At 68.0% G+C, this 23,798-nt stretch carries 22 protein-coding genes; 7 read left to right on the forward strand and 15 right to left on the reverse strand.

Going from position 1 to position 23,798, the window contains the following annotated elements:
- The first annotated feature begins 164 nt into the window (after positions 1–164).
- Positions 165–641, forward strand: coding sequence for a GNAT family N-acetyltransferase (locus AB0J69_RS38560; RefSeq protein WP_364128134.1), 477 nt, complete (start codon positions 165–167; stop codon positions 639–641).
- Positions 642–974: 333 nt separating this feature from the next.
- Here AB0J69_RS38560 and AB0J69_RS38565 read toward each other — a convergent pair whose 3' ends face one another.
- From AB0J69_RS38565 to AB0J69_RS38595, 7 genes are all read right to left on the reverse strand, one after another.
- Positions 975–1,451, reverse strand: coding sequence for a helix-turn-helix transcriptional regulator (locus AB0J69_RS38565; RefSeq protein ID WP_364128350.1), 477 nt, complete (start codon positions 1,449–1,451; stop codon positions 975–977).
- A 144-nt stretch (positions 1,452–1,595) separates the two neighbouring features.
- Entirely contained in the window at positions 1,596–2,309 is a 714-nt protein-coding gene (locus tag AB0J69_RS38570) for a GAF and ANTAR domain-containing protein (protein WP_364128137.1), read from the reverse strand.
- Between the two features lie 66 nt (positions 2,310–2,375).
- Positions 2,376–3,374, reverse strand: a complete 999-nt coding sequence (locus tag AB0J69_RS38575; protein WP_364128140.1) for an adenosine deaminase — start codon at positions 3,372–3,374, stop codon at positions 2,376–2,378.
- Positions 3,375–3,401: 27 nt separating this feature from the next.
- Positions 3,402–4,277: a 1,4-dihydroxy-2-naphthoate polyprenyltransferase gene (locus AB0J69_RS38580; RefSeq protein WP_364128143.1), complete on the reverse strand. Its 876-nt coding sequence runs from the start codon at positions 4,275–4,277 to the stop codon at positions 3,402–3,404.
- A 15-nt stretch (positions 4,278–4,292) separates the two neighbouring features.
- Positions 4,293–4,901: a GNAT family N-acetyltransferase gene (locus tag AB0J69_RS38585; RefSeq protein WP_364128145.1), complete on the reverse strand. Its 609-nt coding sequence runs from the start codon at positions 4,899–4,901 to the stop codon at positions 4,293–4,295.
- A 44-nt stretch (positions 4,902–4,945) separates the two neighbouring features.
- Positions 4,946–5,479, reverse strand: a complete 534-nt coding sequence (locus AB0J69_RS38590) for a CGNR zinc finger domain-containing protein (protein ID WP_364128148.1) — start codon at positions 5,477–5,479, stop codon at positions 4,946–4,948.
- 29 nt (positions 5,480–5,508) lie between these two features.
- On the reverse strand, positions 5,509–6,936 hold the full coding sequence (locus tag AB0J69_RS38595) for a PLP-dependent aminotransferase family protein (RefSeq protein ID WP_364128151.1): 1,428 nt from the start codon (positions 6,934–6,936) through the stop codon (positions 5,509–5,511).
- On the opposite strand from AB0J69_RS38595, the gene AB0J69_RS38600 reads away from it, so the two are divergent.
- Both AB0J69_RS38600 and AB0J69_RS38605 read left to right on the forward strand, forming a co-directional pair.
- Positions 6,935–8,116, forward strand: coding sequence for an EamA family transporter (locus AB0J69_RS38600; protein WP_364128154.1), 1,182 nt, complete (start codon positions 6,935–6,937; stop codon positions 8,114–8,116). The two genes, AB0J69_RS38595 and AB0J69_RS38600, sit on opposite strands and share 2 nt — an antisense overlap.
- A 46-nt stretch (positions 8,117–8,162) precedes the next feature.
- Complete coding sequence (locus tag AB0J69_RS38605; RefSeq protein WP_364128156.1) at positions 8,163–9,185, forward strand: hypothetical protein; 1,023 nt, start codon at positions 8,163–8,165, stop codon at positions 9,183–9,185.
- 30 nt (positions 9,186–9,215) lie between these two features.
- Here AB0J69_RS38605 and AB0J69_RS38610 read toward each other — a convergent pair whose 3' ends face one another.
- From AB0J69_RS38610 to AB0J69_RS38620, 3 genes are all read right to left on the reverse strand, one after another.
- Positions 9,216–9,698 (reverse strand): winged helix-turn-helix domain-containing protein, encoded by a 483-nt coding sequence (locus AB0J69_RS38610; RefSeq protein ID WP_364128159.1) that lies wholly within the window; start codon positions 9,696–9,698, stop codon positions 9,216–9,218.
- Between the two features lie 41 nt (positions 9,699–9,739).
- The gene (locus AB0J69_RS38615) at positions 9,740–10,228 is read right to left on the reverse strand and encodes a GntR family transcriptional regulator (protein ID WP_364128162.1); all 489 of its coding nucleotides are present in this window, start codon (positions 10,226–10,228) and stop codon (positions 9,740–9,742) included.
- Positions 10,229–10,589: 361 nt separating this feature from the next.
- A complete protein-coding gene (locus tag AB0J69_RS38620; protein WP_364128165.1) occupies positions 10,590–11,063 on the reverse strand; it encodes a MarR family transcriptional regulator in 474 nt (157 codons plus the stop codon).
- Positions 11,064–11,120: 57 nt separating this feature from the next.
- Between AB0J69_RS38620 and AB0J69_RS38625 the strand changes: the two genes are divergently transcribed.
- On the forward strand, positions 11,121–11,942 hold the full coding sequence (locus tag AB0J69_RS38625) for an alpha/beta hydrolase (RefSeq protein WP_364128167.1): 822 nt from the start codon (positions 11,121–11,123) through the stop codon (positions 11,940–11,942).
- Positions 11,943–13,137: 1,195 nt separating this feature from the next.
- On the opposite strand, the gene radC is transcribed toward AB0J69_RS38625, so the two are convergent.
- Together radC and AB0J69_RS38635 are read right to left on the reverse strand one after the other, a co-directional pair.
- The gene (radC, locus tag AB0J69_RS38630; RefSeq protein ID WP_364128170.1) at positions 13,138–13,857 is read right to left on the reverse strand and encodes a DNA repair protein RadC; all 720 of its coding nucleotides are present in this window, start codon (positions 13,855–13,857) and stop codon (positions 13,138–13,140) included.
- A 1,204-nt stretch (positions 13,858–15,061) separates the two neighbouring features.
- The gene (locus tag AB0J69_RS38635; RefSeq protein ID WP_364128173.1) at positions 15,062–15,778 is read right to left on the reverse strand and encodes a GntR family transcriptional regulator; all 717 of its coding nucleotides are present in this window, start codon (positions 15,776–15,778) and stop codon (positions 15,062–15,064) included.
- A gap of 1,002 nt (positions 15,779–16,780) precedes the next feature.
- On the opposite strand from AB0J69_RS38635, the gene AB0J69_RS38640 reads away from it, so the two are divergent.
- The 3 genes from AB0J69_RS38640 (at position 16,781) to AB0J69_RS38650 (ending at position 20,624) form a co-directional block, all read left to right on the forward strand.
- Entirely contained in the window at positions 16,781–17,227 is a 447-nt protein-coding gene (locus tag AB0J69_RS38640; RefSeq protein ID WP_364128176.1) for a GNAT family N-acetyltransferase, read from the forward strand.
- 739 nt (positions 17,228–17,966) lie between these two features.
- Positions 17,967–18,884, forward strand: coding sequence for a 4-hydroxy-tetrahydrodipicolinate synthase (dapA, locus tag AB0J69_RS38645; RefSeq protein ID WP_364128179.1), 918 nt, complete (start codon positions 17,967–17,969; stop codon positions 18,882–18,884).
- Between the two features lie 54 nt (positions 18,885–18,938).
- Complete coding sequence (locus AB0J69_RS38650) at positions 18,939–20,624, forward strand: ribonuclease J (protein WP_364128181.1); 1,686 nt, start codon at positions 18,939–18,941, stop codon at positions 20,622–20,624.
- A 685-nt stretch (positions 20,625–21,309) separates the two neighbouring features.
- On the opposite strand, the gene AB0J69_RS38655 is transcribed toward AB0J69_RS38650, so the two are convergent.
- From AB0J69_RS38655 to AB0J69_RS38665, 3 genes are all read right to left on the reverse strand, one after another.
- Positions 21,310–22,122: an ABC transporter permease subunit gene (locus tag AB0J69_RS38655; protein ID WP_364128184.1), complete on the reverse strand. Its 813-nt coding sequence runs from the start codon at positions 22,120–22,122 to the stop codon at positions 21,310–21,312.
- Positions 22,123–22,255: 133 nt separating this feature from the next.
- Positions 22,256–23,020 (reverse strand): ABC transporter permease subunit, encoded by a 765-nt coding sequence (locus tag AB0J69_RS38660; RefSeq protein ID WP_364128187.1) that lies wholly within the window; start codon positions 23,018–23,020, stop codon positions 22,256–22,258.
- On the reverse strand, positions 23,017–23,736 hold the full coding sequence (locus AB0J69_RS38665; RefSeq protein ID WP_364128190.1) for an ATP-binding cassette domain-containing protein: 720 nt from the start codon (positions 23,734–23,736) through the stop codon (positions 23,017–23,019). Before AB0J69_RS38665 ends, AB0J69_RS38660 begins: the two co-directional genes overlap by 4 nt.
- Positions 23,737–23,798: the final 62 nt, after the last annotated feature.

Consider the following 23,798-nt stretch of genomic DNA (forward strand, 5'->3'; position numbering starts at 1 on the left):
CCGGCGCCACCGTGAACGCCGGAGGCCGGCTGATCGTCCGGGCGACCCGGGTCGGGCCGTGGGCACGTCGTGAGGAGAGGGTCCCGGCTCCGCACAGCCGGGCCTACGATCTTCAACCCTAATACGAGCTGCGACATCCGCCTGAAACATGAGATCGTGTCGCCATGGTGCGATGGGCGGAAGCGAGCGAGCTGCCCGGGCTGGTCTCCATCGAGCTGGCCGCCGACCGGCTGTTCGAGCAGGTGGGCATTGTGTTCCCGCCCGGCACCACGATGATCGAAGAGGTCGACGACCCCGGCGCCGTGCTGGTCGAGGGGAGGCCTCCGGCCGGCTTCGCGCTGATCGGATGGGTCGACGGCAACCTGCACCTCGACCAGCTCGCCGTGCACCCCGGCAGCATGCGCCAGGGGATCGGCGGGCGGCTGGTGGCGGCCGTGATCGACCACGCGCGGGCCGCCGGCGCGCCGGCCGTGACGCTGACGACGTACCGGGACGTGTCCTGGAACGCGCCCTGGTACGCGCGGCACGGCTTCTCCGTGATGCCCGAGGCCGAGTGGGGCCCGGAGCTGCGAGCGCTCGTCGAGCACGAGCGCGAGCTGGGCATCGAGGTCGCGCCGCGCGTGGTCATGCGCCGCGCCTGACCCTGACTCCGTATTCCCCATTCGAGGAGTGGGTCCGACCGGCGACGGAACGACCGAATGCTCTCATGTGCCAATTGGATTCGCCGGTAGACACTGCAGCTAGGCGGGTTGGCCGGTCGCGTGAAAGCAGGGTCCTCCGGTGGCCGAACTGCCCCTCTTCCGGCGTTCCATCCTGCGGTCCGCCGCGCTCGTCGCGGCCCTCCCGGCGTTCTTGCCCGCGTGCGGCTCCGACGACGCCACCGCGCCACCGTCCGGGCAGGCTCCTCTGGACAACGCTGCGGGTGGCCCTGCCGTCCTCCATCGGCTCGCTGGACGCGGGCAAGGAGGCGGGCATCATGAACTACGTCGTCGCCTGACCGTATGGCACCCCGCCTCCGGGCGTACGTCGCTCTCCGACGTGTCCTTCGAGGCCGGCCCCGGGGAGTCGGTGGCGATCGTCGGCAAGTCGCTGACCGTGCGCGCGCTGCTCGGGCTGCTGCCCGCCGGGCTGGAGTCGGACGGGCAGGTGCACATCGACGGCCGCCGGGTGGACGACGACCCCCGGACGCTGCGCGGCGCACGCCGAGCTCCGGGGCACCGGATGGTCGTCGGCGTGCGTTCGGGCGGGCGAGCCTCCACCAGGTGGGTCCTGGTCAGCTCGGCGAACGTGAGGTCCAGCGAGGTCGCCAGCCTGGTCAGCACCTCGATCGTCGGGTTGGCCACGCCCCGCTCGATCTGTGAGATGAGCGCCTTGCTCACCCCGGTCAGCTCGGCCAGCTCGCCCACGCTGAACCCGCGGGCCAGCCGGGTGCGCCGCAGGTTGCCGACGATCGCCCCCCTGACCCCGAGGCCGGCCCCGGGGTCACCGCCAGGACGGGGGTCTTCTCGTGCCGCACGTGGTCAGGTCCCATCCTCGGAAAGCTCACTCCATGATGCCTCGCCGCCGACGTCCCTCCGTCCGCGACCTCGTGCGCGTCAGCGCTCGATGCGGGGCGGCGGCTCCTCGAAGCGGGAGCGCTGCGCCGGCTCGCCGCTCACCTGCTCCACGATCGAGGCCGCGATCTGGTGCAGCTTGACGTTCCGGTCCTGGGAGACGTGGCGGAGGACCTCGAACGCCTGCTGGGCGGTGCAGCGGCGCTGCGCCATGACGATGCCGAGCGCCTGGTCGATGATCGCACGGGTGGTGAGCGCCTCCTTGAGCTGCGCCGCCACCTCACGCATGCGGGCCACGTCCAGCGCCGTACGGAACAGCAGGCCGATGTGGGCGGCGGTGACACCCACGGCGACCCGGGTCTCCCCGGCGAACCCGGCCGAGCGGTAGGAGTAGAGCGTGAGCACGCCGAGCAGCGCGCCCTCCGACTCCAGCGGCTCGCAGTGCACGGCGCGTATCTCCGGCCACTCCGCCGTGAAACGCGGCCACGGGGATTCGGCGGCCAGGTCGCGCGCTGTCACCGGCCGCCCGCTGTCGATCGTGTCGAGGACGGGCCCCTGCCCCGTGGTCACCTGTAACCCGTCGAGCAGCTCGGCCCGGGCATGCGAGCGGGCCACGGTGCGCAGGCCTCCCTCCGCGCACAGCGCGACACTGAGCATCGGGGAGTCGGGCATCGCCCGCTCTGCGATGGTGACGCACTCAGCGAGTGCCCGCTCGAACTCCTCGATGCCGCTGGGCACGCTCAGCCGGTTGACCACGATCCCTCGCGCTCGCTGCGTCGGGGTGCACGGTTGTGTTCCTAGGCTAGCGGCTCGATGACGCCGTCACGAGACATAAGCGTCGACCTCGGCGACATAGGCGTCCTTGAGCTGCCGGGGCAGCCAGGTGATCTCGAAGGCGTTGCGCTGGAGCTGGGCCAGCTCCTCCCGGCCGAGCTGCAGGGCCTCCTGGACGGCCACCAGGTTCTCCGCCACGTAACCGGAGAAATAGGCCGGGTCGTCGGAGTTGATCGTCACCCGCACGCCCAGGTCCATCAGCTTGCGGATGCCCTCGGCCTTCATCGACTCGGTGACGTAGCCGTTGGAGATCGGGCAGCAGGTCAGCCCGATGCCCCGCGCCAGCACGGCCTCGACCAGCCGCTGGTCCTCCAGGATGTTGACGCCGTGGTCGATCCGGTCGACGCCGATGTCCTCGATGGCCTGGCGGATGTGCTCGATCGCGTTGTCCTGGTCCACGTCGCAGTGCATGGTCAGCAGGTAGCCCTCCTGCCGGGCCCGCTCGTAGACCGCCGCGAACTTGCTCGGCGGGTTGCCCTTCTCGTCGGAGTCCAGCCCGACCCCGGCGATCCACTCCTTGTACGGCAGCGACTCCAGCAACGTCGCCATCGCGTATTCGGCCTGGAAGTCGCGCAGGAAGCACATGATCAGCTGCGCCCGCACCCCGAGCTGCGCGTACGCGTCCATCAGCGCCCGGCGCAGCCCCCGGATCACCACGTCGAACGGCACGCCCCGCGAGGTGTGCGCCTGCGGGTCGAAGAAGATCTCGGCGTAGCGGACGTTCTGCTCGGCGGCCTTGCGCAGGTAGGCCATGGCCAGGTCGTAGAAGTCGGGCTCGGTGCGCAGCACCCGCATGCCCTCGTAGTAGATCGTCAGGAAGGAGGACAGGCTGTCGAAGGTGTAGGCCGCCCGCATCTCCTCGACCGTCGCATAGGGCAGCTCGAGGCCGTTGCGCCTGGCCAGCTCGAACTTGAGCTCGGGCTCCAGCGTGCCCTCGATGTGCAGGTGCAGCTCGCACTTGGGCAGTCCGGCGATGAAATCCTTCACCGTCCCACCTTAGAAGAGGATCGTCCGCTAGAAGATGATGGCCAGGCCCACCGCGAGCAGCACCCCGTACGCCATCTGCAGCTTGCCCGTCTGCTGCAGCACCGCGATGAGCGCCGGGCCCACCGCCTTGCTCAGCACCGTCCGGATCGGCTGGATCGCCAGCGGCGCGGCCAGCAGCACCAGCGCCGCCCACGGCGTGATCGGGATCATCGCCAGCGCCACCACGAACGGCACGACCTGGCAGGCCACGTAGAGCGTACGGGTGCGCTCGGCCCCCAGCAGCACCGCCAGCGTGCGCTTGCCCGCCTGCCCGTCCGTGCCGACGTCACGCAGGTTGTTGACCACCAGCATCGAGCACGACAGCAGCCCCACCGGGATCGACGCGAACAGCGCAGGCCAGCTCAGCTGCTCCGTCTGCACGTACGCCGTGCCCACCACCGGCACGACCCCGAAGAACACGAACACGGCCAGCTCGCCGAGCCCGCGGTAGCCGTACGGGTGCTTGCCGCCCGTGTAGAACCAGGCGGCCGCGATCGCCAGCGCGCCCACCACCAGCACCCACCACGCCCGCGTGACGAGCACCAGCACGAGGCCCAGCACCGCGGCGAGCGCGAAGCAGCCCAGGGCGGCGATCAGCACCTGCCGCGGCGTGGCCGCGCGCGAGCCGACCAGCCGCATCGGGCCGACCCGCTGGTCGTCGGTGCCACGGATGCCGTCGCTGTAGTCGTTGGCGTAGTTGACGCCGATCTGCAGTGAGAGTGCCACGAGCAGCGCCAGGATCGCCCGCCACCACACGAAGCCGTCTTCGCCGATCGCGACGCCGGTGCCGACCATGACAGGCACGACGGCGTTGGGCAGTGTGCGCGGGCGGGCGCCGGCGATCCACTGGCCGGGGGTTGCCATATCCTTCTTCAACCTCTAGCTGATGTCTGTGGTGAGCCTGACCATCCGGATCGGGCGGCCCATGTCGAGGACACGTTCGGCCATGTCCTCGCCCCAGCCGGCCGACTCCAGGAAACCGAGCACCGCGTAGTTGTCGGCGAACACCCAGGTGACGATCTGGCGGAAGCCGTCCTCACGAAGGTAGTCGACCGTGGCGTTGAGCAGGCGGCTGCCGTGGCCCCGGCGTACGAAGTCGGGGTCGACCAGCAGCGTCAGCATCTCGGCCACCACGCTGGGGTCGAGGTCGGGATCCTCGGCGGGGGCATGGGAGGCCAGGCCGACCACGCGCTCTCCGCCGCGGGGGGTGACGAGGGCGGCGCTGCCACCCGCGCCGAGGGCCGGGAAGCCCTCGGTGTCGAGGATGGTCTCCACCGCCACCAGAACCCGATGCATGGACGTGGGAGGTGCGACGATCGCCTCGTCCCACTGGCGCAGCCACATCTTCTCGGCCGCCGCGCCTGTCATCTGCTCGAGTGGGCCCTCGGGGAGGAAGTCCCGATAGCCGTAGCGCCAGGCGCGGATCTGAGTGTTCGCAACCTGGAGCACATCCTCGCGCCGGGCCGCCCGGACGCCTACGTCTGCCATCTCGGCCCGCTCCTTCGCCTGCCGTTCGTGCCACAAGGCACGAGTTACACCGTATCGGTGTTTGAGCCTTGGAGACGACGCGAACCCCGCTTCCTCGCCCGGTAAGCCCGTGTCTTGGTGCGGTTACCGCATACCCGCATAGAACACCACGAGCGGGAACGATTCTTCGACGAGTCGATGAACGCCCACTGACAGGTTCCCTCCGCGCACACCTTGAGCCGGTCCCACGACGCGCCCGTGGCCGCCGCGGCGATCCTGGCCAGCCCGCCCTGCACACCACCCGTGGCGGGAACCAGCTCCGGCCGCTCCCCGGCCCGCACGCCGACCTTGAGGTGGAGCGCCGGGAGATCGGCGGCCTCGCGCCTGAGCGCGGCCCTGAGGCCCTCGCGGAGGGAGTGAGCGGTCTGGAGGTCGTCGTCGGTGGCGCGGTCGCCGGGGCCGACGAGGGCGCGTTCGCGCAGCCACAGGGCCAGCTCGGCGGGGGAGGACAGCTCGTCCGCCTGGACTTCGACGTCGAAGGTGTTCACGAAGTCTCGTACGAGCTCCGCGTCACGTACGAGCTCCGCGGAGAACTGCATGCCGTCACTCTACTGGGCGGGCCGGACGCCTATGATCGCCACGTCCTCGGAGAGCCGACCGCCGTCGCTTCGGAGAGCGCCTCGGCGAGCCGCCGGACCCCTTCCCCCAGCTCCGCCAGATGGGCGGCGGCCATGTGCGTGACCCGGATGCGCGGCCCCGGCGGCTCGGACGGGTAGTACATCCGGCCCGGGCTCACCAGCACCCCGTTCCGCCTGGCGGCCTCCACCAGGGCGTTCTCGTCGACCTCCGCCGGCAGCCGGACCCACAGGTGCATCCCGCCGGCCGGCAGCAGGTGCGGCTCGGCCTCCGGCATGCGCGCGGCGAGCGCCGCGGCGAGCGCGTCGCGGCGGGTCATGATCTCGGCGTGCACGGTCGCCAGATGCCGCCGCCAGGCCGGCGAGCCCACGAACTCCAGCGCCGTCTCCTGCAGCGGCCGCGCCACGAAGAACGACTCCACGAGCTGGCTCGCCCGCAGCCGGTGCGCGGCCGGCCCCCTGGCGATGACGGCCGCCACCCGCATGCTGGGCGAGAGGATCTTCGTCAGCGACACGATGTGCACCACGGTGCCGTGCTGGTCCATGGACGCCAGCGACGGGGGCGGCTGCTCGGTCAGGTAGCGGGCGAAGTCGTCCTCCACCACGAACGCCCCCGCCGCCCTGGCCACCTGCAGCACCTGCTCCCGGCGCTCCAGCGACAGGGTGGCGCCGGTGGGGTTGTGCAGGGTGGGCTGGCAGAAGAACACCCGCGCCCCGGTGACGGCGAACGCCTCGGCCAGCAGCTCCGGCCGTACGCCGTCGCGGTCCATCGGCACGGCCGTGGCCCGCAGCCCCGCCGCCTTGGCCGCCGCCAGCGCCCCCGGATAGGTGGGCGTCTCGACCAGGATCGGCGTCCCCGGCGCCGTCAGGGCCCTGAACGCGTGCGTGAGCGCCGCCTGCCCGCCGCTCACGATCAACGCGTCGGCCGCGGTCATGTCGCCACCGGCCTGCGTCGCGAACCACCGCCGCAGCTCCAGCAGGCCCGTCAGGGGCGGCATGGCCCAGGCGTCCGGCCGGCGTACGGCCCGCGCCGCCGCGGCCGCGAGCTGCCTGTCCGGCCGCAACCCCGGCCGCAGGTACCCGCCGGTCAACGGCACCACCCCCTCGGCCGCCGCCCCCAGCAGCATCGAGACGGGCCCCTCGTCGACCACCCGATCGCCGAGGGCCACGGTCTGCCAGGACAGGTCGGCGGCGTCCTGCGCGCGGCTGACCCGCTGCGCCACGAACGCGCCACTGCCCGGCCTCGTCACCACCCGCCCTTCGGCGGTGAGCTGCCCGATGGCCCGGGACACGGTGACGGGGCTGACGTTGTGCCGGCGCATGATCTCCCGGCTGGACGGCAACCGTGCCCCCGGCCCCAGCCGGTCGGCCTCTTCGCGCAGCATCGCGGCGATCTGGGCGATACTGCTATCGTTGTCCATGAAGGATGAGAATAGCGCTACTGTCCCCGAAGGAGTAGCGGTCCCTGTCCCCTCGAACCGCCTCCCACCGCCCACCGCCACCCACCCGGGCCCCGCGTCCTCTCATTCGGGCCCCGCATCCGCTCATTCGGGCCCCGCATCCGCTCATTCGGGCGCCGCGCCCGCTGCCCCGGGGCTGACCGCGGATCCGGTGGCCGTGAGTCCCCCGAGGTCGCCGCGTCGGCGAGGCGTTGAACGGTCCGGCTCTGCGCAATCCAACGGCGCTCAGCCCCCGACCACGGACAGTGCCCAGCCGCCCACCACAGACCAGCACAAGCGCCACCGCCAAGGCACGGCCCTGGCCTTCCTGGGCGTGCTGGCGTTCTCCGGCTCCTTCCCCGCCACCGTCCACGCGATGCAAGGCTTCAACCCCTGGCTGGTGGCAATAGGCCGAGCCGCCATAGCAGGCGCCATAGCCGTAGCCTGCCTGAAAGCCACCAACCGTCCCCTCCTCCCTCCGAAGTCCCAATGGCCCGCCTACGCCCTCATCTCCCTCGGCGTGGTCTTCGGCTTCCCGGTCTTCAGCGGCCTGGCCCTCGACCTGGGCGCCAGCACGGCCCATGCCGCCGTGATCACCGGCCTCCTCCCGGCGGCCACGGCCGCCTGCGCCGTCCTGCGGGCCTCGGAACGCCCCCGCCCCCTGTTCTGGGCAGCATGTACGGCCGGCGCCATCGCCATCACGACGTTCACCCTCATCCAGCACCAGGGCAGACCGTCGTGGCCCGACCTGCTCCTGATCGGCGCCCTCCTCTCGGCGGCGGTCGGCTACACGGAGGGTGCCCGCCTGTCCAGGCACACCCCGGGCTGGCAGGTCATCTCCCACACCCTCGTACTGTCCCTGCCCCTGACGGCCCCCATCACGGCGGTCCTGGCCCTCACCACCCCCATCACCCTCACCCCCCAGGCCGTGACCGGCTTCGCCTACGTGTCGGCGGTCTCCATGTTCATCGGTTTCATCCCCTGGTACGCGGGCCTGGCCAGGGGCGGCATAGCCCGGGCCGGTCAGACCCAGCTCACCCAGCCCCTCCTGACCCTCATCTGGGCGTGGTTCCTGATGGGCGAGCGCTTCGGCCCGGCGACGGTGGCGGCGGCGCTGGCCGTACTCGTCTGCGTGGCCATCACCCAGCGCGCCCGTACTTGAAAGCCGTGACGCCACCCCGCAGGATGGGAGAGGAGGTGTCACAACCATGGCGGACCTCACGATCCCAGAAGGCGGCTTCTGGCCGGCGCCGGAGATCCCGCAGCCCAACATCTATCCCATGGAATGGCGAGTGGAGACGGAGAAGCTCGCCGCCATATACGAGAAGTCCAAGCGCGTGCTCTGGAACCCGGCCGACCTTCCCTGGGACGGCCTGAGCCCGGACGACTTCACGCGGGAGCAGCGCCTGGGCATCATGTACTGGTTCGCGGTCCTGGCGAACTTCGACGCCTCGGGGCCCGCGGTGTTCGCCCGGGCCACCATCCAGGCCTTCGAGAAGCACGAAGAGGACCCCGTCAGGAAGTGTTTCTTCTCGATCACTCGTGACGAGATGAACCACGAGGAATGCTGCCAGCGCACCATCGCCAAACTCTGGCCGGGCGGCCCGCTCAACTGGACCCCGTCCGACGACCTCGAATCCGCCGCGCACAACAACATCGGCTGGCTCTATCACAACGGCGGTCGTTACTGGGTCGGCTACACCTCCGCCGTGGGGAGATATTCGCTGCCGGTCCTGTTCACCAGCTTCATGATGGGGGAGATGGCCGCATCCACCCTGTTCAGGGGCATGGCGTCGGGCACCCGGCATCCGGTCTTCAGCGAGATGTTCCAGCGCATCGGCCGCGACGAGTCCCGCCATCTGCAAATCTGCATGACCATCCTGGAGAACGAATGGCCGGGCCTCACGGAGGACACGCGTGCCCTCATCACCCGTCAGCTCAGAGCGGGTTTCGTCTTCCTCAGCATGATTCTCTGGGAACCGCCTGAGGGCTTCTGGGAGCTCCCGCCGTACTTCCTGGGCAACCACCGCGTCCTCATGGACCACGCCAGGGAGGCGGGGCTGGGCGTCCTGTCGTACGACGAGCAGGCGGAGAACTGGCGCGTGGCGATGGCGAGAATTCGCGCGATCGTGGAACGCTGGGGGATCGCCTTCCCGGCCATTCCGGAGCTGGACCTGGAGGGCGTACAGGTCGATTTCATCGACCCGGAGGAAATCATCCCGGTCTTCTGACCCTTGCCGGCCGGCGGCGCCTGGGCTGGCTTAATCGTCGGAGGGCCACTGCTCTTCGGGAGCGACATAACTCCCGCGATGCGGGACGCTGTACACCCATCCCTCCTCGCGCAACACGGCAATGGCCCGGCGTACGGTCTCGCGCGCGGCCCCGTATTCACGCACCAGCTCGACCTCGCTCGGAATCAGCTGGCACGCCACGAGTTCGCGATTTCTTATTCGCTCCCGGATTTCACCGGCGATATGTCGATAGAACGGCGTCCGCCGCCCCGAGGGGCCGGTCTGCCCGGGGACGTTGACGAACGTTCCCTCTCCTTGCCGCGTGTGGACCAGCCCCTGGTTCCGCAGCACGCGAATCGCCCTGCGCGCGGTGGTGCGCGCGACCTTGAACTCCCGCTGGATCCCCGCCTCGCTGATCACGAGATCTCCAGGGGAGAGCTCGGCGATGATACGCGCCCTGATGACCTCGCTGATCTGCAGATATAGATAGGTGTCACCCTCGCGATTCAGCACGCCTCAAGGGTAATCCAATGGCCCCGCCAAAGGAGGGGCAATCAAGAACCCTGATTTATGGGCCATTTTTCGGGGTCGGTCACGTATGTGCCCCGATATGGCACCGTGAAGACCCAGCCCTGATCCCGGAGATGCGCGACGGCCTGGCGTACGGTCACCTTTGCGGCGCCATATTGGCGCATCATCACTTTCTCGCCGGGAATTGCCCGGTTGGGGGGAATCTCGCCCCGCTGAATACGTTCGGCGACCTCTCCGGCGATCTTCCGATAAATCGGCATCCTCCTCGGCGACCGCGGCGTGCCAGGCCGCCCGACGAACGTGCCTTCGCCCCGAATCGTGTACGCCAGCCCCTGCTCCCGCAGCTCCCGGGCCACCCGCCGGGCGGTGGTCCGGGCGATCTCGTAGTGCCTCTCGAGGGTGGCCTCACTGGGGACGGGATCGCCGGCGCCGAGCTCACCGCGTTCGATCTGATCGCGAACCAGGTCGGCGACCTGCTTGTATATGGGCACGGGCCCCGCGCGATCCAGCACGCCCGGATTATAGAACAGGCACCGGCCCTGCCTGCGGGAATACCGCCGAGGCGCCTCCTGGCACGGTCGCGCCGGCGGGGCGCCCGTCAGACGGCGAGCGCGTCCATCGCATCCCGCTCGACTCCGCGGACGATGAGCCGGCCGCCGGCGACAACTCCCAGGCGAACATCGGGACCGCCACGACCGCCCCCGCTTCGCCGGCTGCCCGAACCCGCCGAATGTCCCGCCCTGGCCGCCCACGGCCACCGCCGACGCCAGGACCAGCAGTCCGCCGACGAGCCCCAGCACGGCCACGAACCGGGGCACCAGACCGGACCGCCTTGCCTTGTCGTGCCCGCCACCGCCAGCCATGCGGCTCGCCCTAATCCACCTCGACGTCGTCGAGAAGCCGGAGGAGACGGGAGAGCACTCGGAGGCAGGCGGCGACCTCCGCCTCGGTCAGGTCGCCACCGACCTGGCGCAGCACCGCACGCTCACGGTCCATCACGGCGTTGATCGCGGTCCGGCCGTCACCGGTGAGCCGGATGAGCGAGGACCTCTTGTGCGCCGGATTGGCGACGAACTCCACCAGACCTCGTTCGGCCGCGTCGTTGCTCATGCGCTGTACGAACTGCCGGCTCAGCGCTTGAGCCCGGCCCATCTGGGGAACGGTCATCGGGCCGTGCTCGCGGAGCAGATTGAGCACCGCCCGAACCCCGACCGACAGCCCTTCGATGGGCGCGTCCTGCTCCACCTTGCGCTGGGCACGCCGGTACAGCGGCCCCACCAGGTCGAACACCTCGGTCAGCCGGTCGGTCAGCTCTCCGGGCACCTGGGCCGGATCCGTCTCACTCACCCCTCCATGATGACACCTAGGTTGTCATCCTTCTCCAGAAATGACACCTTAGTTGTCATGAAGGATCTGTTCTGGCTCGACACCGGCACCGGCCGCCCCCTCGTCCTGCTGCACGGCGGCTTCCTCGACCACCGCATGTGGGAGGACCAGATCCCGGCCTTCGCCTCGCGCTACCGGGTCATCGCCCCTGATGCCCGCGGTCACGGCCGCTCTGCCAACGGTACGGAGCCGTACCGGCTGACCGACGACCTGGTCGCGCTGCTACGCCACCTGGACATCGGCCCCGCGATCCTGGTGGGCGTCTCCATGGGCGCGAGCGTCGCCGTCGACACCGCACTGGAGCACCCGGACCTGGTGAGCGCCGTGGTGGTCGGCGGCGCCGGAACCAGCGAGCCCTACTTCACCGACCCCTGGACCACCCAGGCCATGACCACCTGGCACTCGGCGATGGCCGCCGGCGACCTGGACGCCTCGGTGGAGGCGTTCACGCTCCTTGGCGCGGGCCCGCACCGCCCTCTCGACGATCTCGATCCCGAGGTCGTCGCCCGCCTGCGCCGCATGGCCCGGGACACCATGGCCAAGCACACCGCCGGCGAGCCCAACCTGCTCGTCCCGGTGCGCGACACGTGGGAGCGCGTGGCCACGATCGACGTTCCCGTGCTGGCCATCAACGGCGCCGTCGACTCGCCTGACCACATCGGCATGGCCGAACGCCTCACCCGGACCGTCGCGAACGGCCGTACGGCGTCGATCGACCGGACCGGGCACTACCCCAACATGGAGCGTCCGGACGTCTTCAACAAGATCCTCGCAGACTTCCTGGACGGCCTGCCGCTGACCGTTTGGCGACCAGATGAACACAACTGCCCGACAAGCTAGGCAAGGCAGCCGCCGCCGCCGTGGAGCGCGACGATGGCATCGTCACCATGCCGCTGCCGATATGACGGCACCTTCACAAACCTCCACGCTCAGCACACAGATCCACCATTCGCGTAGTCCGCTGTCGATGCTGTAGTCGCAACTAATGCCGGAATTTGATGTGATCTGCTCGAATTTGGTCCGCTTTTTCCTACGAGCACAGGGTCGAACCGCGGACGCTCGCGGCGTCGGCGCTATGACAGTCGTTGTGCTGTCGGCGTCAGGAAGGCGTGCTTTCTTGCTCCCCCTGGACCGATTGACCTTCGAAAAGCCGAGGTGGAAGAAATGGTGACGGCCATCGCGGTCCTTTTGAAGACGCAGTTCAGAAGGACATCGAGCGCGATGGCCGCAGACACATTCTGATGCCTGCACCACCGGCCGGTGAAGGGGTTACATGACCGGTGGCTCCGACTTTTGTTGCGGCCCGCGGCGAAAGCCAAAGGCGCCACACCGTTGCCGAACGGACCCCGCGTCCCATCCTCGGGGCGACAACGGCACACCTAGTCTCGGGCGACTGCGGCACACTGAGCCCCGTCCGCAACACTGACCCCTCGGCTCTCCTGGACCGAGACAGTAGCAGTAGCAGTAGCAGTAGCAGTCGCGGTGGCAGTCGCGGTGGCCGCAGAGCCGGGCCTCCCGACTGCGAGAAAGGCGCGGCCGCAAGCCGAGTGCGTGTCATCACCCACCGCACCAGGCATGGCTGCCGCATCAGGCCATGACGACCACATCGAGCAATGACCACCAAATCAAACCATGGTCACCGCATCCGTGGAACAACAACCGTATCGGCAACATGACTACCGCATTCACGAAACGGAAGCCGTAGGCGACGGCATGCTCGCCGGGCCGTCGCCAACGCACCGTGTGTCTACGCGCGATCCCGGGCGACGCGCCTGCCCAGATCTCAGAGGGAGGAATGGGCTTCACCCGGGACCACGCGAGACCATGGCGTGATCCCGCGCTTCCAGGAGGTGCGCGGAACCACGCCATGACGAGTAATGGCCGGCTGACGTCCATAACGGCCTACCCGCGCCATTAGGTTCTCATGGTCGTCCCTTGGAAAACCGCGGTTCGGCGCTATATGCGGGATCATGCCCTTTGCGCTTCACAGGAGTTGAGTTTCGCTGTTGAGTTGGTTTATAAGATATGAATTGCCCTAAAGGGGGATCCGCTTCCAAGATCCGTCCGCGACGATCAGATGATCGAGAAGCCGCAACCCCACCGTCCGTGCCGCCTCAAGGAGCATGGCCGTGGCCTCGAGATCCTCCGGGCTCGGGTCGAGTGATCCGCCAGGATGGTTGTGCGCAAGACCGAACATGGCCCCGCCCGAGGTGAGCACTTCCGTGATCAACTCACGTACGGGCATCACCGTGTGATCGCTCCCACCCTCGGTAAGCACCGACCGCTTCAGCACCCGCCCACCGGTGTCGCACACCACCATGACCAACCGCTCCTGCGTCCGGTCGCGTAGCAGTGGAGCGCAGGCATGGGCCAGGTCGGACGTGCTGGTGATGCGTTCTCGCTCGGGCCACGCCTGCGCTCGGCGTACGAGATGGAAGGCCGCCGTCACCCGGGCGGCCTTGGCCGGACCGATACCGCGCAAAGTGAGTAACCGATGCGGATCGGAACGTGCGAGGGCGTCGAGATCCCCGCAGTGCTCGATCACCTGGCTGGCCAGGTCGAGGGCACTCGCCCCGCGGAATCCCGAGCCGAGCAGCACGGCCAGCAGTTCCCGGTCCGCCAGGGCGGCAGCACCGATGGACATGAGCCGCTCGCGCGGCCGATCGCTCTTGGACAGGTCTTTGACTCGCATCGGCAACCTCCGCAACCGTTGTATCAACGCCCACCGACAATCTCTGACCTGCACGTTCACCACGAAGTGGTTCGTGGCTGCATGGGCGTCATGTCCCGCCACCTGCCGTCACGCCCCAGCAACGATGGTGTGTACGCAACGTCCCCGGCGGCCATCGCACGGGTGGACGTTCAGGCGAGTCCAGCCGGGCTCCTTGGCTTGCCTCGTTGATCACCATCTCGCCCGGGCGGGTCATCCGCGTGCTCGTCCAGACGGGCCGTCCGCCGCGACAATCTCGTGCGGCGACAGCGTCCGGCGGGTCTCCAGCCACCACGGATCGCCTGCACGGCCATCCCTCCAACCAGTCCATCCGACGCGGGCGGCAAATGGAGGTGCTCAGAGGCCATGCTCAAGAGGGATTCGGCGCGTCTTCCCACGCGGCGTCTTCCCACGCGGCGTCTTCCCACGCGGCGTCTTCCCACGCGGCGTCTTCCCACGCGGCGTCTCCCCACGCGGTGGGCGGGTACGTCAGCTCTTTGGCATGGGCGTTACGGCGAGTCGGCCTCACGATGCACCGTGTTAAGCGCGACAAGAAGAGAGCGCCGACAAGCCGCCCGCATGGATCGTGCCACGGTCGGAGCGCAGTCGGCTGCCATGGTCGGAAGGGGCGGTCGGAACCCTCGCCATAGCCGGCGTACCCAACGGCGACACCAGCCCCACATTCCTCGCGCTCCGGCCGGAAGCCCCGCGTATTCCGTGCTCAGATATGAGCACCCGTGCCCTGCGCGCGGGATCACGAGTCCCCGGCGTACTACATGCGGTGGGGCGAAAGCCTCCGCACACGCGCGCTCTGGCGTGAGGTTCGAGTGCAAAAGAGCGGTGGGATGAGTCTCCGTGTTCCGCGTTCCGCGTGCTATGGCAGGCCCCCGGCGTGCCGGACATGCCACAAGCTCCGGCGAGCGTTCAGGCGATGCCGAGATCGGACCGGAGCATGACCCACACCGGGTTCCTCAGACACCCTGAAGCAGCACGATCGTGCTGGCGGAAGGGAATGTCACGCATGACGCCAGCCTCAGGAAGCACTGGGATGAGCACCGTGGGGCGCGCAGTGTCGATGATCTTCCATGCTCGGGACCCTACGCTGGCCCGGCGAGTGCGTGATCGTCAGGCCTGACGAGTCGAGTCGGGCCGGCCCTGCTCCCCAAGGACGCCACAGGTCGTCACTGGGTCAGGCCCGGGAGGCCCTGGTGATCGAGCGCTCACCCAGAGGCCTCCCGAGCCTCCCCGCCTAAACGGGCATGCTGTACATGACCCGGAAGCGATCGCCCGGAATGACGATGTCGCTGGTCTCGACGGGCCGATCGCCTGCCCAATGGGTACGTTCCACGTGCAGAACGTGCACCCCCGCCGCCAGATCCAGCGCATCGCTCTCCACCGGGCGAGGGATACGGGTCTGTACGCTTTCGACGATCTCCGTGATCTTTATGCCATGCGCGTACATCCTCGCGACCAGGCTCCGGCGCTCCTCGTCCGTGTGAGGAGCGAACTCCCGTAGCTCATAGGACGTGGCAAGCTGCAGCGGTCTGCCGTCTCCGCGGAAGACATAATGCGTTTTGGTCAGCGTGGCGGACTCCGGCAGCCGTAGCCGCCTGGCGATATCCGGCCCCGCCTCGGCCGGTTCGCTGTGCCAGTCCCACGTCACACGTCTGCCTTGCGATTGCAGATCGGCGGCGAAGGGGGCAGGGTGATCGAGAAACCGCCATCGGTACAGCGGGGTTAGGTCGGGGCGTTCCCTGACGTAATGACCCGAGCCCACGCGGCCTATGATGAGGCCTTCGCCCGCGAGCACACGTAGTGCGTGACGAGCGGCAGTCTCGCCGACCTGATACTTGCGGGTCAGCTGCGCCCGCGAGGGAATCGGCGCGCCGGGGGGAAGGGTGCCGTCGGTGATCTGTCGCCGGATGTCTTCGACGACACGCAGGTAGACCGGATCTGAGGTGGCCACTAGTCCATCCCTGGGGGTTCGTGTGAGGCGTTGCCCCATGTTGCCGTATTCGGCAGGTAACCGACCGTCATCGATGACTGCTGGAGCCCCAACTTTGCGATGGCGGAAAATTATCGGAGAAACCCTGTAACGCAGATGTAAGGGGTGCCGATTCTCCGGTAGAGGTCGTCGATGTGTGTACCCCCGAGCACATATCGGCGACCTCTTCCATGTCCGGCCTCTGGAGCCACGACGCTCCCGGGTAACGAACGCCCTGGTCGGATGTGGTTTTTGGGGAAGTTGCGAGGTGTCTCGAACGCAGGCTCGACCGACACCGGCACGTCCGGCCCGCCACTTCCGCCAGCGCCCATCCCCATCCTCACCAGCGACATCCTCAAACCTCGTGTCCTTACTCTGCCATCCTTACCTCGCGAATCTTCAAGTTACGCAAGTTCGGGTTGGACGTTCTCGGGGCGCATGTGGCTGTCGAGCGTCTGGGGTTGTATGTGCCCTGCGTCGCGGGGCTTCGGGTGTACGCCTTCGCGGTGCTGTGCTTCGGGTCGGTCGTACGTCTTCACCTCGCGTATCCGCGCTTCGCGTCACCGCATCCGCGCCTCACGCCCTCGCTCGTCGCTGCACAGGCCCTCGTCACCTTGCCGCTCAACCTCGCCCCCGCACGCTCGCAGCCGTCACTCCATGCCTTGGGATCGAGATGCGGTCCGGTGCCCGGCGCCCGGCGGTTGTGCTCGGGAGGGCTACGGTCTCGGGCTCTGCAGTTGCGAAGGTCGTGTGGGGTCGGCGCACGGGTGCTCCGCCATGACCAGAGCCAATGCCTTGATGCCATGAGCAAGTGGTCATCCGGTATCGCCATGGAGTGGCCGTAACCGGGAAGAGGCACCTTCTTCTAACTTGTGACGTCGAAGCCGTTCCGGCGACGTACCAACCAGGCCATGCCTCTGGATCGCCGAACAGCACCATGGCTGTCCCGTCTCACGACGGGATGCACCACTTCGAGGGACATTCATGATCGACATTGGCCGGCTTCTCCCGTCCGATCGGGACGTTTGGGAGGGCTTGTTCCGTGCGTACATCGACTTCTACGAGAGAGTCGAGCCGGACGAGATGTACGACCGGGCATGGCACGAGTTCCAGGCGGACGGCCGGTTGCACGCCTTGGGGGCGCGGCTGGACGGGCGCCTGGTGGGCATCACGCACTTCCTCACTCACGGGAACACCTCGGCGCCCGACACCGACGTCTGCTACCTGCAGGACCTGTTCACCGCTCCGGATGTCCGTGGCAGAGGCGTGGGGCGGGCGTTGATCGAAGCTGTCACGGATTGGGCTCGGGAGCGCGGTTGCTCCCGGGTGTACTGGAACACGCACGAGTCAAACAGCACGGCGCGGCGCCTGTACGACACAGTGGCCGAGAATCGCGGCTTCATCCGATACCAGATCGAACTGTCGAAGTAGGCATGGATTCCGTGGCGACGTCATAAGCCGCGCCTCGACCTCGTTCGACGTGGCCGGGCACGTGACACACCTGTCGCCGGCATGGCCAGGTACGTGCCCAGCCGGCGCGGCCGGGTACGTGCCCAGCCGACGCGGCCGGGTGCGTGCCCAGAAGCCTGCTGGGACCGGCGCCGGGGGATCCTTCGGTCGGTCCTGGGCGGGGCAGAGTCGGATGCGTTGGAGTCCTGCCCCACCGTGGCGTTTGCTGGTCGGGCGGCCATCCCGCCCGTAACGGCTCAGGGGTCGGGTGTCTTTCCGGGCGCCGCTTCGGTAACCGATCGATCTGCACGCAACGGCGAAGTGGAGTGTGGGCGCGCCCTTGCAGGTGGTGATGTGTCACTCGCGGGTATGCATGTCTCGCCAAGCGGTGGTGGTCGCGTGACATCGGCGGCAGACGGTCCGGTTGGGTTGGAGGGCTTGAACTCGCCGCCAAGCAGGTGAACATGGGTGGGATTGCGTGGATCCGGGGCGGATCGCTGCTGGATCCCCATTTGCGGTGGTGCGCAGGGGGCTCGGATTGAGCCGTATGGTGTGATTGGAGAACGTGGTCGGTGGTGTGGCTGCTGGAGTCGGCTGAGTCGCGAGGCGTCGGGTGGCTGGGGGGCCAGATGCCGGCGAAAGGGGGCAAAAAGCGGTTCCAGGCAGGCAAAGCGGGGTGGCGACGTCCAATGGATTTCTGAATCCAGGTAGCGTTCGCACTATGGCATCGCCAACTGGAACCACCGACGCGCCCTTCGGCCGTATGCTGACCGCGATGGTCACGCCGTTCACTTCCGACGGCGAGGTCGATTACGTGGCTGTGCGACGGCTTGCCACCTATCTGGTGGACGAGCAGCGCAATGACGGCTTGATCGTCAATGGGACGACCGGCGAGTCGCCCACCACTTCGGACGACGAGAAGCAGCGCATCGTCAGCGCTGTACTCGATGCGGTCGGCGATCGCGCGACAGTGGTGGCCGGCGCCGGCACCAACGACACCCGTCACAGCGTCGAACTCGCGAAGCAGGCAGCACGTGCCGGTGCGCACGGCCTGCTGGTGGTGACGCCGTACTACAACAAGCCCCCGCAAGAGGGCCTGTATCGGCACTTCACCGCCGTCGCCGACGCGACCGACCTTCCCGTGATGCTCTATGACATTCCGGGACGCAGCGGCGTACCGATCAAGACTGAGACCCTGATCCGGCTGGCGCAGCACGAGCGCATCGTCGCCGTGAAGGACGCCAAGGGAGACCTGTTCGCCGCCAGTCAGGTGATGACCTCGACGGATCTCGCCTTCTACTCCGGCGACGACCTGCTCAACCTGGCCTGGCTCTCCCTTGGCGCGGCCGGGTTCGTCAGCGTCGTCGGGCACGTGGTGGGTGCCGAGTTGGCGCGTATGATCCACCTGCACAAGAACGGCGACGTCGCCCAGGCCCTGGCCGTACACAGCCAGGTGGCACCCGTGGTGGACGGGATCATGCTGCGTGCGGGCGGCGCGATCATGGCAAAGGCGGCACTGAGCATGGTGGGGGTGCCGGTCGGTCCGGTGCGGCTGCCGCTCGTGGACGCAACAGAGAAGCAAATCGCCGAGCTGCGTGCTTGCCTGGTGGCCGGCGGGGTGAAGTTGACAGACGTATAGGAACGGGGAGGAACCGGGAGTTTTGAGAACAAGATCTGACCGTGGGGGCCAGGCATGAGCCATCCGCATCCTGAGCTTGGCCCCCCGCCGACGCTGCCTGAAGGCGGCTTGCGCATCGTCGCGCTCGGTGGGTTGGGGGAAATCGGCAGGAACATGGCCGTCTTCGAATATGACGGTCGCCTGCTGGTCGTCGACTGCGGGGTGCTGTTCCCCGAGCCCGACCAGCCGGGTGTCGACCTCATCCTGCCTGACTTCGAGTACATCAGGGACCGGCTCGACGACGTCGAGGCCGTGGTGCTGACCCACGCCCACGAAGACCACATCGGGGCGGTGCCGTATCTGCTGCGCGAGCGGCGCGATATCCCGCTCATCGGCTCCAAGCTCACGCTTGCCCTGATCGAGGCCAAGCTGACCGAGCATCGAATCCAACCGACCAAACTCGAGGTCATCGAGGGCGAACGCCACGTCTTCGGGCCTTTCGACTGCGAGTTCCTCGCGGTCAATCACTCGATCCCCGACGCTCTGGCCGTCGCGATCAGGACGCCTGCGGGCATCGTCCTGCACACCGGCGACTTCCGGATGGACCAGTTGCCGAGCGACGGCCGCCTCACCGACCTCGGCGGGTTCGCCAGGCTCGGCACCGAGGGCGTCGATCTGCTGATGTCCGACTCCACCAACGCCGAGGTGCCGGGATTCGTCACCAGTGAGCGGGAGATCGCGCCGGTCATCGATGAGGTGATCCGCACCTCCGAGCAACGCGTCATCGTGGCCAGCTTCGCCTCGCACGTGCACCGCATCCAGCAGGTCATGGACGCCGCTGCCAGGCACGGCCGCAAGGTGGCCCTGGTCGGACGGTCGATGGTGCGCAACATGGGCGTGGCCCGTGACCTTGGATACCTCAAGGTGCCGCCGGAGCTGATCGTCGACTCGCGCGACATCGAGGAATGGCCGCCCAAGGATGTGGTGCTCGTCTGCACCGGCTCCCAGGGCGAGCCGATGGCGGCACTGTCCAGAATGGCCAACCGCGATCACCCGATTCGCATCGCCGAGGGCGACACCGTGTTGCTCGCCTCGTCCCTGGTGCCGGGCAACGAGACCGCTGTCAACAAGGTCATCAACGGGCTGACCAGGTGGGGCGCCCGGGTTGTGCACAAGGGCAACGCCAAGGTGCACGTCTCCGGTCACGCGGCCGCCGGCGAGCTCCTGTACGTCCTCAACCTGACGCGTCCGTCGAACTTCATGCCCGTTCACGGTGAGTGGCGTCATCTGCGCGCGCACGCCAAGCTCGCGGCCCTCACCGGCGTTCCCGATGACCACATCGTGATCGCCGAGGACGGCGTCGTGGTGGACCTGGTCGATGGCCGCGCCAAGATCGTCGGCGCGGTCCATGCCGGGTACGTCTATGTCGACGGCTCGTCCGTGGGCGAGATCACCGACACCTCGCTCAAGGACCGCAGGATCCTGGGCGACGAGGGGTTCATCTCCGTGGTCATCGTGGTCGACTCCAACACGGGCAAGCTCACCGCCGGCCCCGAGATCCACGCGCGCGGGTCGGGCATCGACCCCATGCAGTTCGACGAGTTCATTCCGCAGATCGAGAGGGCCCTTCAGGAGAAGGCCGCGGATGGCGTCGTCGACATGCAGGAGATCCGCCGGGTCGTGCGCCGTACGGTGGGGCGCTGGGTCAGCGACACCTATCGCCGTCGTCCGATGATCATCCCTGTGGTGCTCGAAGTCTGAGCCTGCTGACGGTACGGCAGACGTTCTCGTCTGCCGTACCGGTGGATGGGCGTGCGCCGTGGACTGTCGTACCTGCGGAAGGGCGTGCGTATCCGTCTGTCGCACCTGTGGAGGGTCGAAGGCGCGCGCGGTTGGAAGACCGTATGTAGCGGTGACTTCGTCCGGGCTCCACTGTTGCTGTGGCGGTGGTGGCGGTTGTTGTCGTGGCTGCGAGGTGACGGGCAAGGCCACGGGGCCGTCTTGGACGGTCTGGACGGGCAGTTGTTCGCCAGGTGATGGTGCGGGGCCTTCGGCGCGCTGCGCGGTTGCGGACGTGCTGGAGCGGATCAGTCGCACTCCTGCGGCGGTTTTGGTAGCGGGCAGGGGCGACGGATTACTGGATGGTTCACCAGTGGTGGTGATGTCCGTGGGCTGTGAGCTTGGGTGTGGGTAGAGGCAGACCCCGGGAAGAAGACGGGTGATGCGACGGAGGCGACCCCTCGGAAGAAGATGGGTGCTGCGTGGGAGGCGGGCCCCGGGGAGAGGCCGGGTGATGTGACGGAGGCGGACCCCGGGAAGGACAGGGGCGATGCGCCGGAAGCTCTGTCGTGTTTGCTGGAGCAGGCGACTGGCGGCCTGATGCGTGAGGGCATGGCGCCGCAGGAGCGATGGCATCGAGATCCTTGGAACCGGCGGGGTCCACATGTCAGGCGTCCCTTCGGCGTACCAGCCAGATAGCCGCAAGCAGGGGAACGGCCGCGTACGCGATCATGACTGCGGCGGCTGCCGCGGGAGGCAGGAGCGAGCCGTACACCGAAGTGGTGATGAGGTCACCGGTGATCTGACGGGGTAGTGCGCCGATCATCAGTGAGCCGAGGCGTTCGTTCCACGGCTCGGGGATGTTGCCGATGATGATGGGTACTACGTAGACGAGGCCTGCGATGATCGCCGTCGCGCCTGCCGTGGAGCGCAGGAGTGCGCCGAGCCCCAGGCCGAGCAGCGCGAATATCGCCACTGTCAGACTGTGCGTGAGCAGGAGCGGTAGCCGGTCTCCGAATGCGGTGGAGTACGCACCGGAGAAGCGGTCGCCGAGCGCGCTTCGAGCCGCGAAATAGGTGCCGAAGACGGCCAGCGCACCGACGATCAGACCCAGCATGCCGACGATCGCGGATTTGGCGGCTAGGACGGGCCAGCGACGGGGGACTATGGTCAGGCTCGTCCTGATCAGGCCTGTTACGTATTCGGATGTCATGATCAGGACGCCCAGGATGCCCATGCAGAGCTGGGGAACGATCACGAGGGCCTCCTCCAGGTGCGCGATCCGGGCTCTGCTCTGCTGCTCAGGGGGAGCCGCGTCGTACGTGCCCGCGGCCATTGCGGCGATTGCCAGGCCGAGAAGGACGGTGCTGAGGCTGAGGGCGAGGATCAGGTAGGTCGAACGGACCGAGCGGATCTTCAGCCATTCGGAGGTGAGGATGTTCATGTGCGTACCGGCGCGTAGCTGAGCGGTCTCATCCATGGATTCGTTCTCGTGGTTGCTTTCTCGGGAGGCGTTCGCTGGCTGTTGTCGTCGGCCGGATGGGTGGGCGAGAGGCAGGCTGGGTGGGCGGGTGGAGGACTGGTGCGGGGCTGCGAGGTTGGAATGGGGACGGTCACGCGTCTTTCCGCTTGAACTCGTAGTAGCCGATGGTGAGCGCGACGATCGGGTAGGCGAGGAGCACCGCGAGCGCGGCCCAGGGAGGTAGGAAGCCGTTGCCGAGGCGGGACGACAATCGCTGATCCGCTATTTGGGGAACGAGGTTCGGCAGCAGGAGTGTGGCGATGCGCATGTTCCACGGTGGAGGCAGGTAGTTGACCACGCCGGGCAGCACGAACAGCATGGCCACGACCGACACGATGGCTCCCGCTGTGGATCGGATGGCCGCGCCGAGGCCGAGCCCCACCAGGGCAAGTGCGGTCACCGAGAGGCCGGACGCGAACAGCATCGGCAGGTCGTCGGCGAATGAGGTCTCGTTGAAGCCGAGGTGACGATCGTTCGCGATCAGGCGGCTCGTGGCATAAGTGAGCAGGAGGGTCGAATTGGCGGCCACGAACGTGGCCAGGCCGACGATGCCTGCTTTGGCCAGGAGTAAGGTGCTGCGTTTCGGGACTGCGACGAGACTGGTGCGGATCATGCCGGTGGCGTATTCGGACGTGATCGCCAGCACGCCGAGCACTGCCAGGCTGATCTGGACCAGCGGCAGGAAACCCTCCTCGGGTGCGGCCGCGCGGAGTGTGCCGCGCTCGTCGGCGAGGCTGCTCACGTAGAACGTCCAAATGACGCCCAGGACCACCATCAGGGCTGCGATGCCGATCGCGTGATGAGTCGCTCTCACCGAGCGGAGCTTCAGCCATTCGGAGGAAAGGACCGTCTTCATCGGGCCGCTCCATATTGGACACTGTCGGCGGTCAAGGCCATATAGGCGTCTTCGAGCGATGGGTAGCGCGTTGTCAGCTCTGCGACGGTGGCCTCCGCGACGAGCCTGCCGCGGCCGACGATGACGATGCGCTCGGCGGTGAGAGCCATCTCGCTCATGAGATGGCTGGACAGCAGGATGGTCCTGCCCTCGGCGGCCAGCGAACGCATCAGATCGCGGATCCAGCGCACGCCGTCGGGATCGAGGCCGTTGACCGGTTCGTCGAACATCAGCACGCCCGGATCACCGAGCAGTGCGGACGCGATGCCGAGCCGCTGTTTCATGCCGAGGGAGAAGCCGCCTACGCGCTTGCGCGCCACGCCCGAAAGTCCGACCTGCTCGAGGACCTCGGCCACGCGTATCGGGCCGATGCCGTTGGTGCGGGCCAAGCAGAGAAGGTGGTTGTAGGCGCTGCGTCCACCGTGGACGGCGCCGGCGTCCAAGAGGGCCCCGACCTCGTGCATCGGCCTGCTCAACGAGGTGTATCGACGCCCGTTGACGAGGGCCTGGCCGGACGTCGGGGCGTCGAGCCCGAGGATCAGGCGCATCGTGGTGGACTTGCCGGCGCCGTTGGGCCCCAGAAAGCCGGTCACGTGGCCGGGCTGGACCGTGAAGGACAAGTCGTCCACGGCGAGCGTGCCGCCGTAGCGCTTGGTGAGGTGCTGGAGTTCGATCACGCGGTAAAGGATGCGGGACGGTGGGTCGCCGGCGCGTCGGACCACGGTTCGAACCTCAAGGT

Source organism: Nonomuraea sp. NPDC049709, assembly GCF_040674815.1.
Lineage (GTDB): Bacteria > Actinomycetota > Actinomycetes > Streptosporangiales > Streptosporangiaceae > Nonomuraea.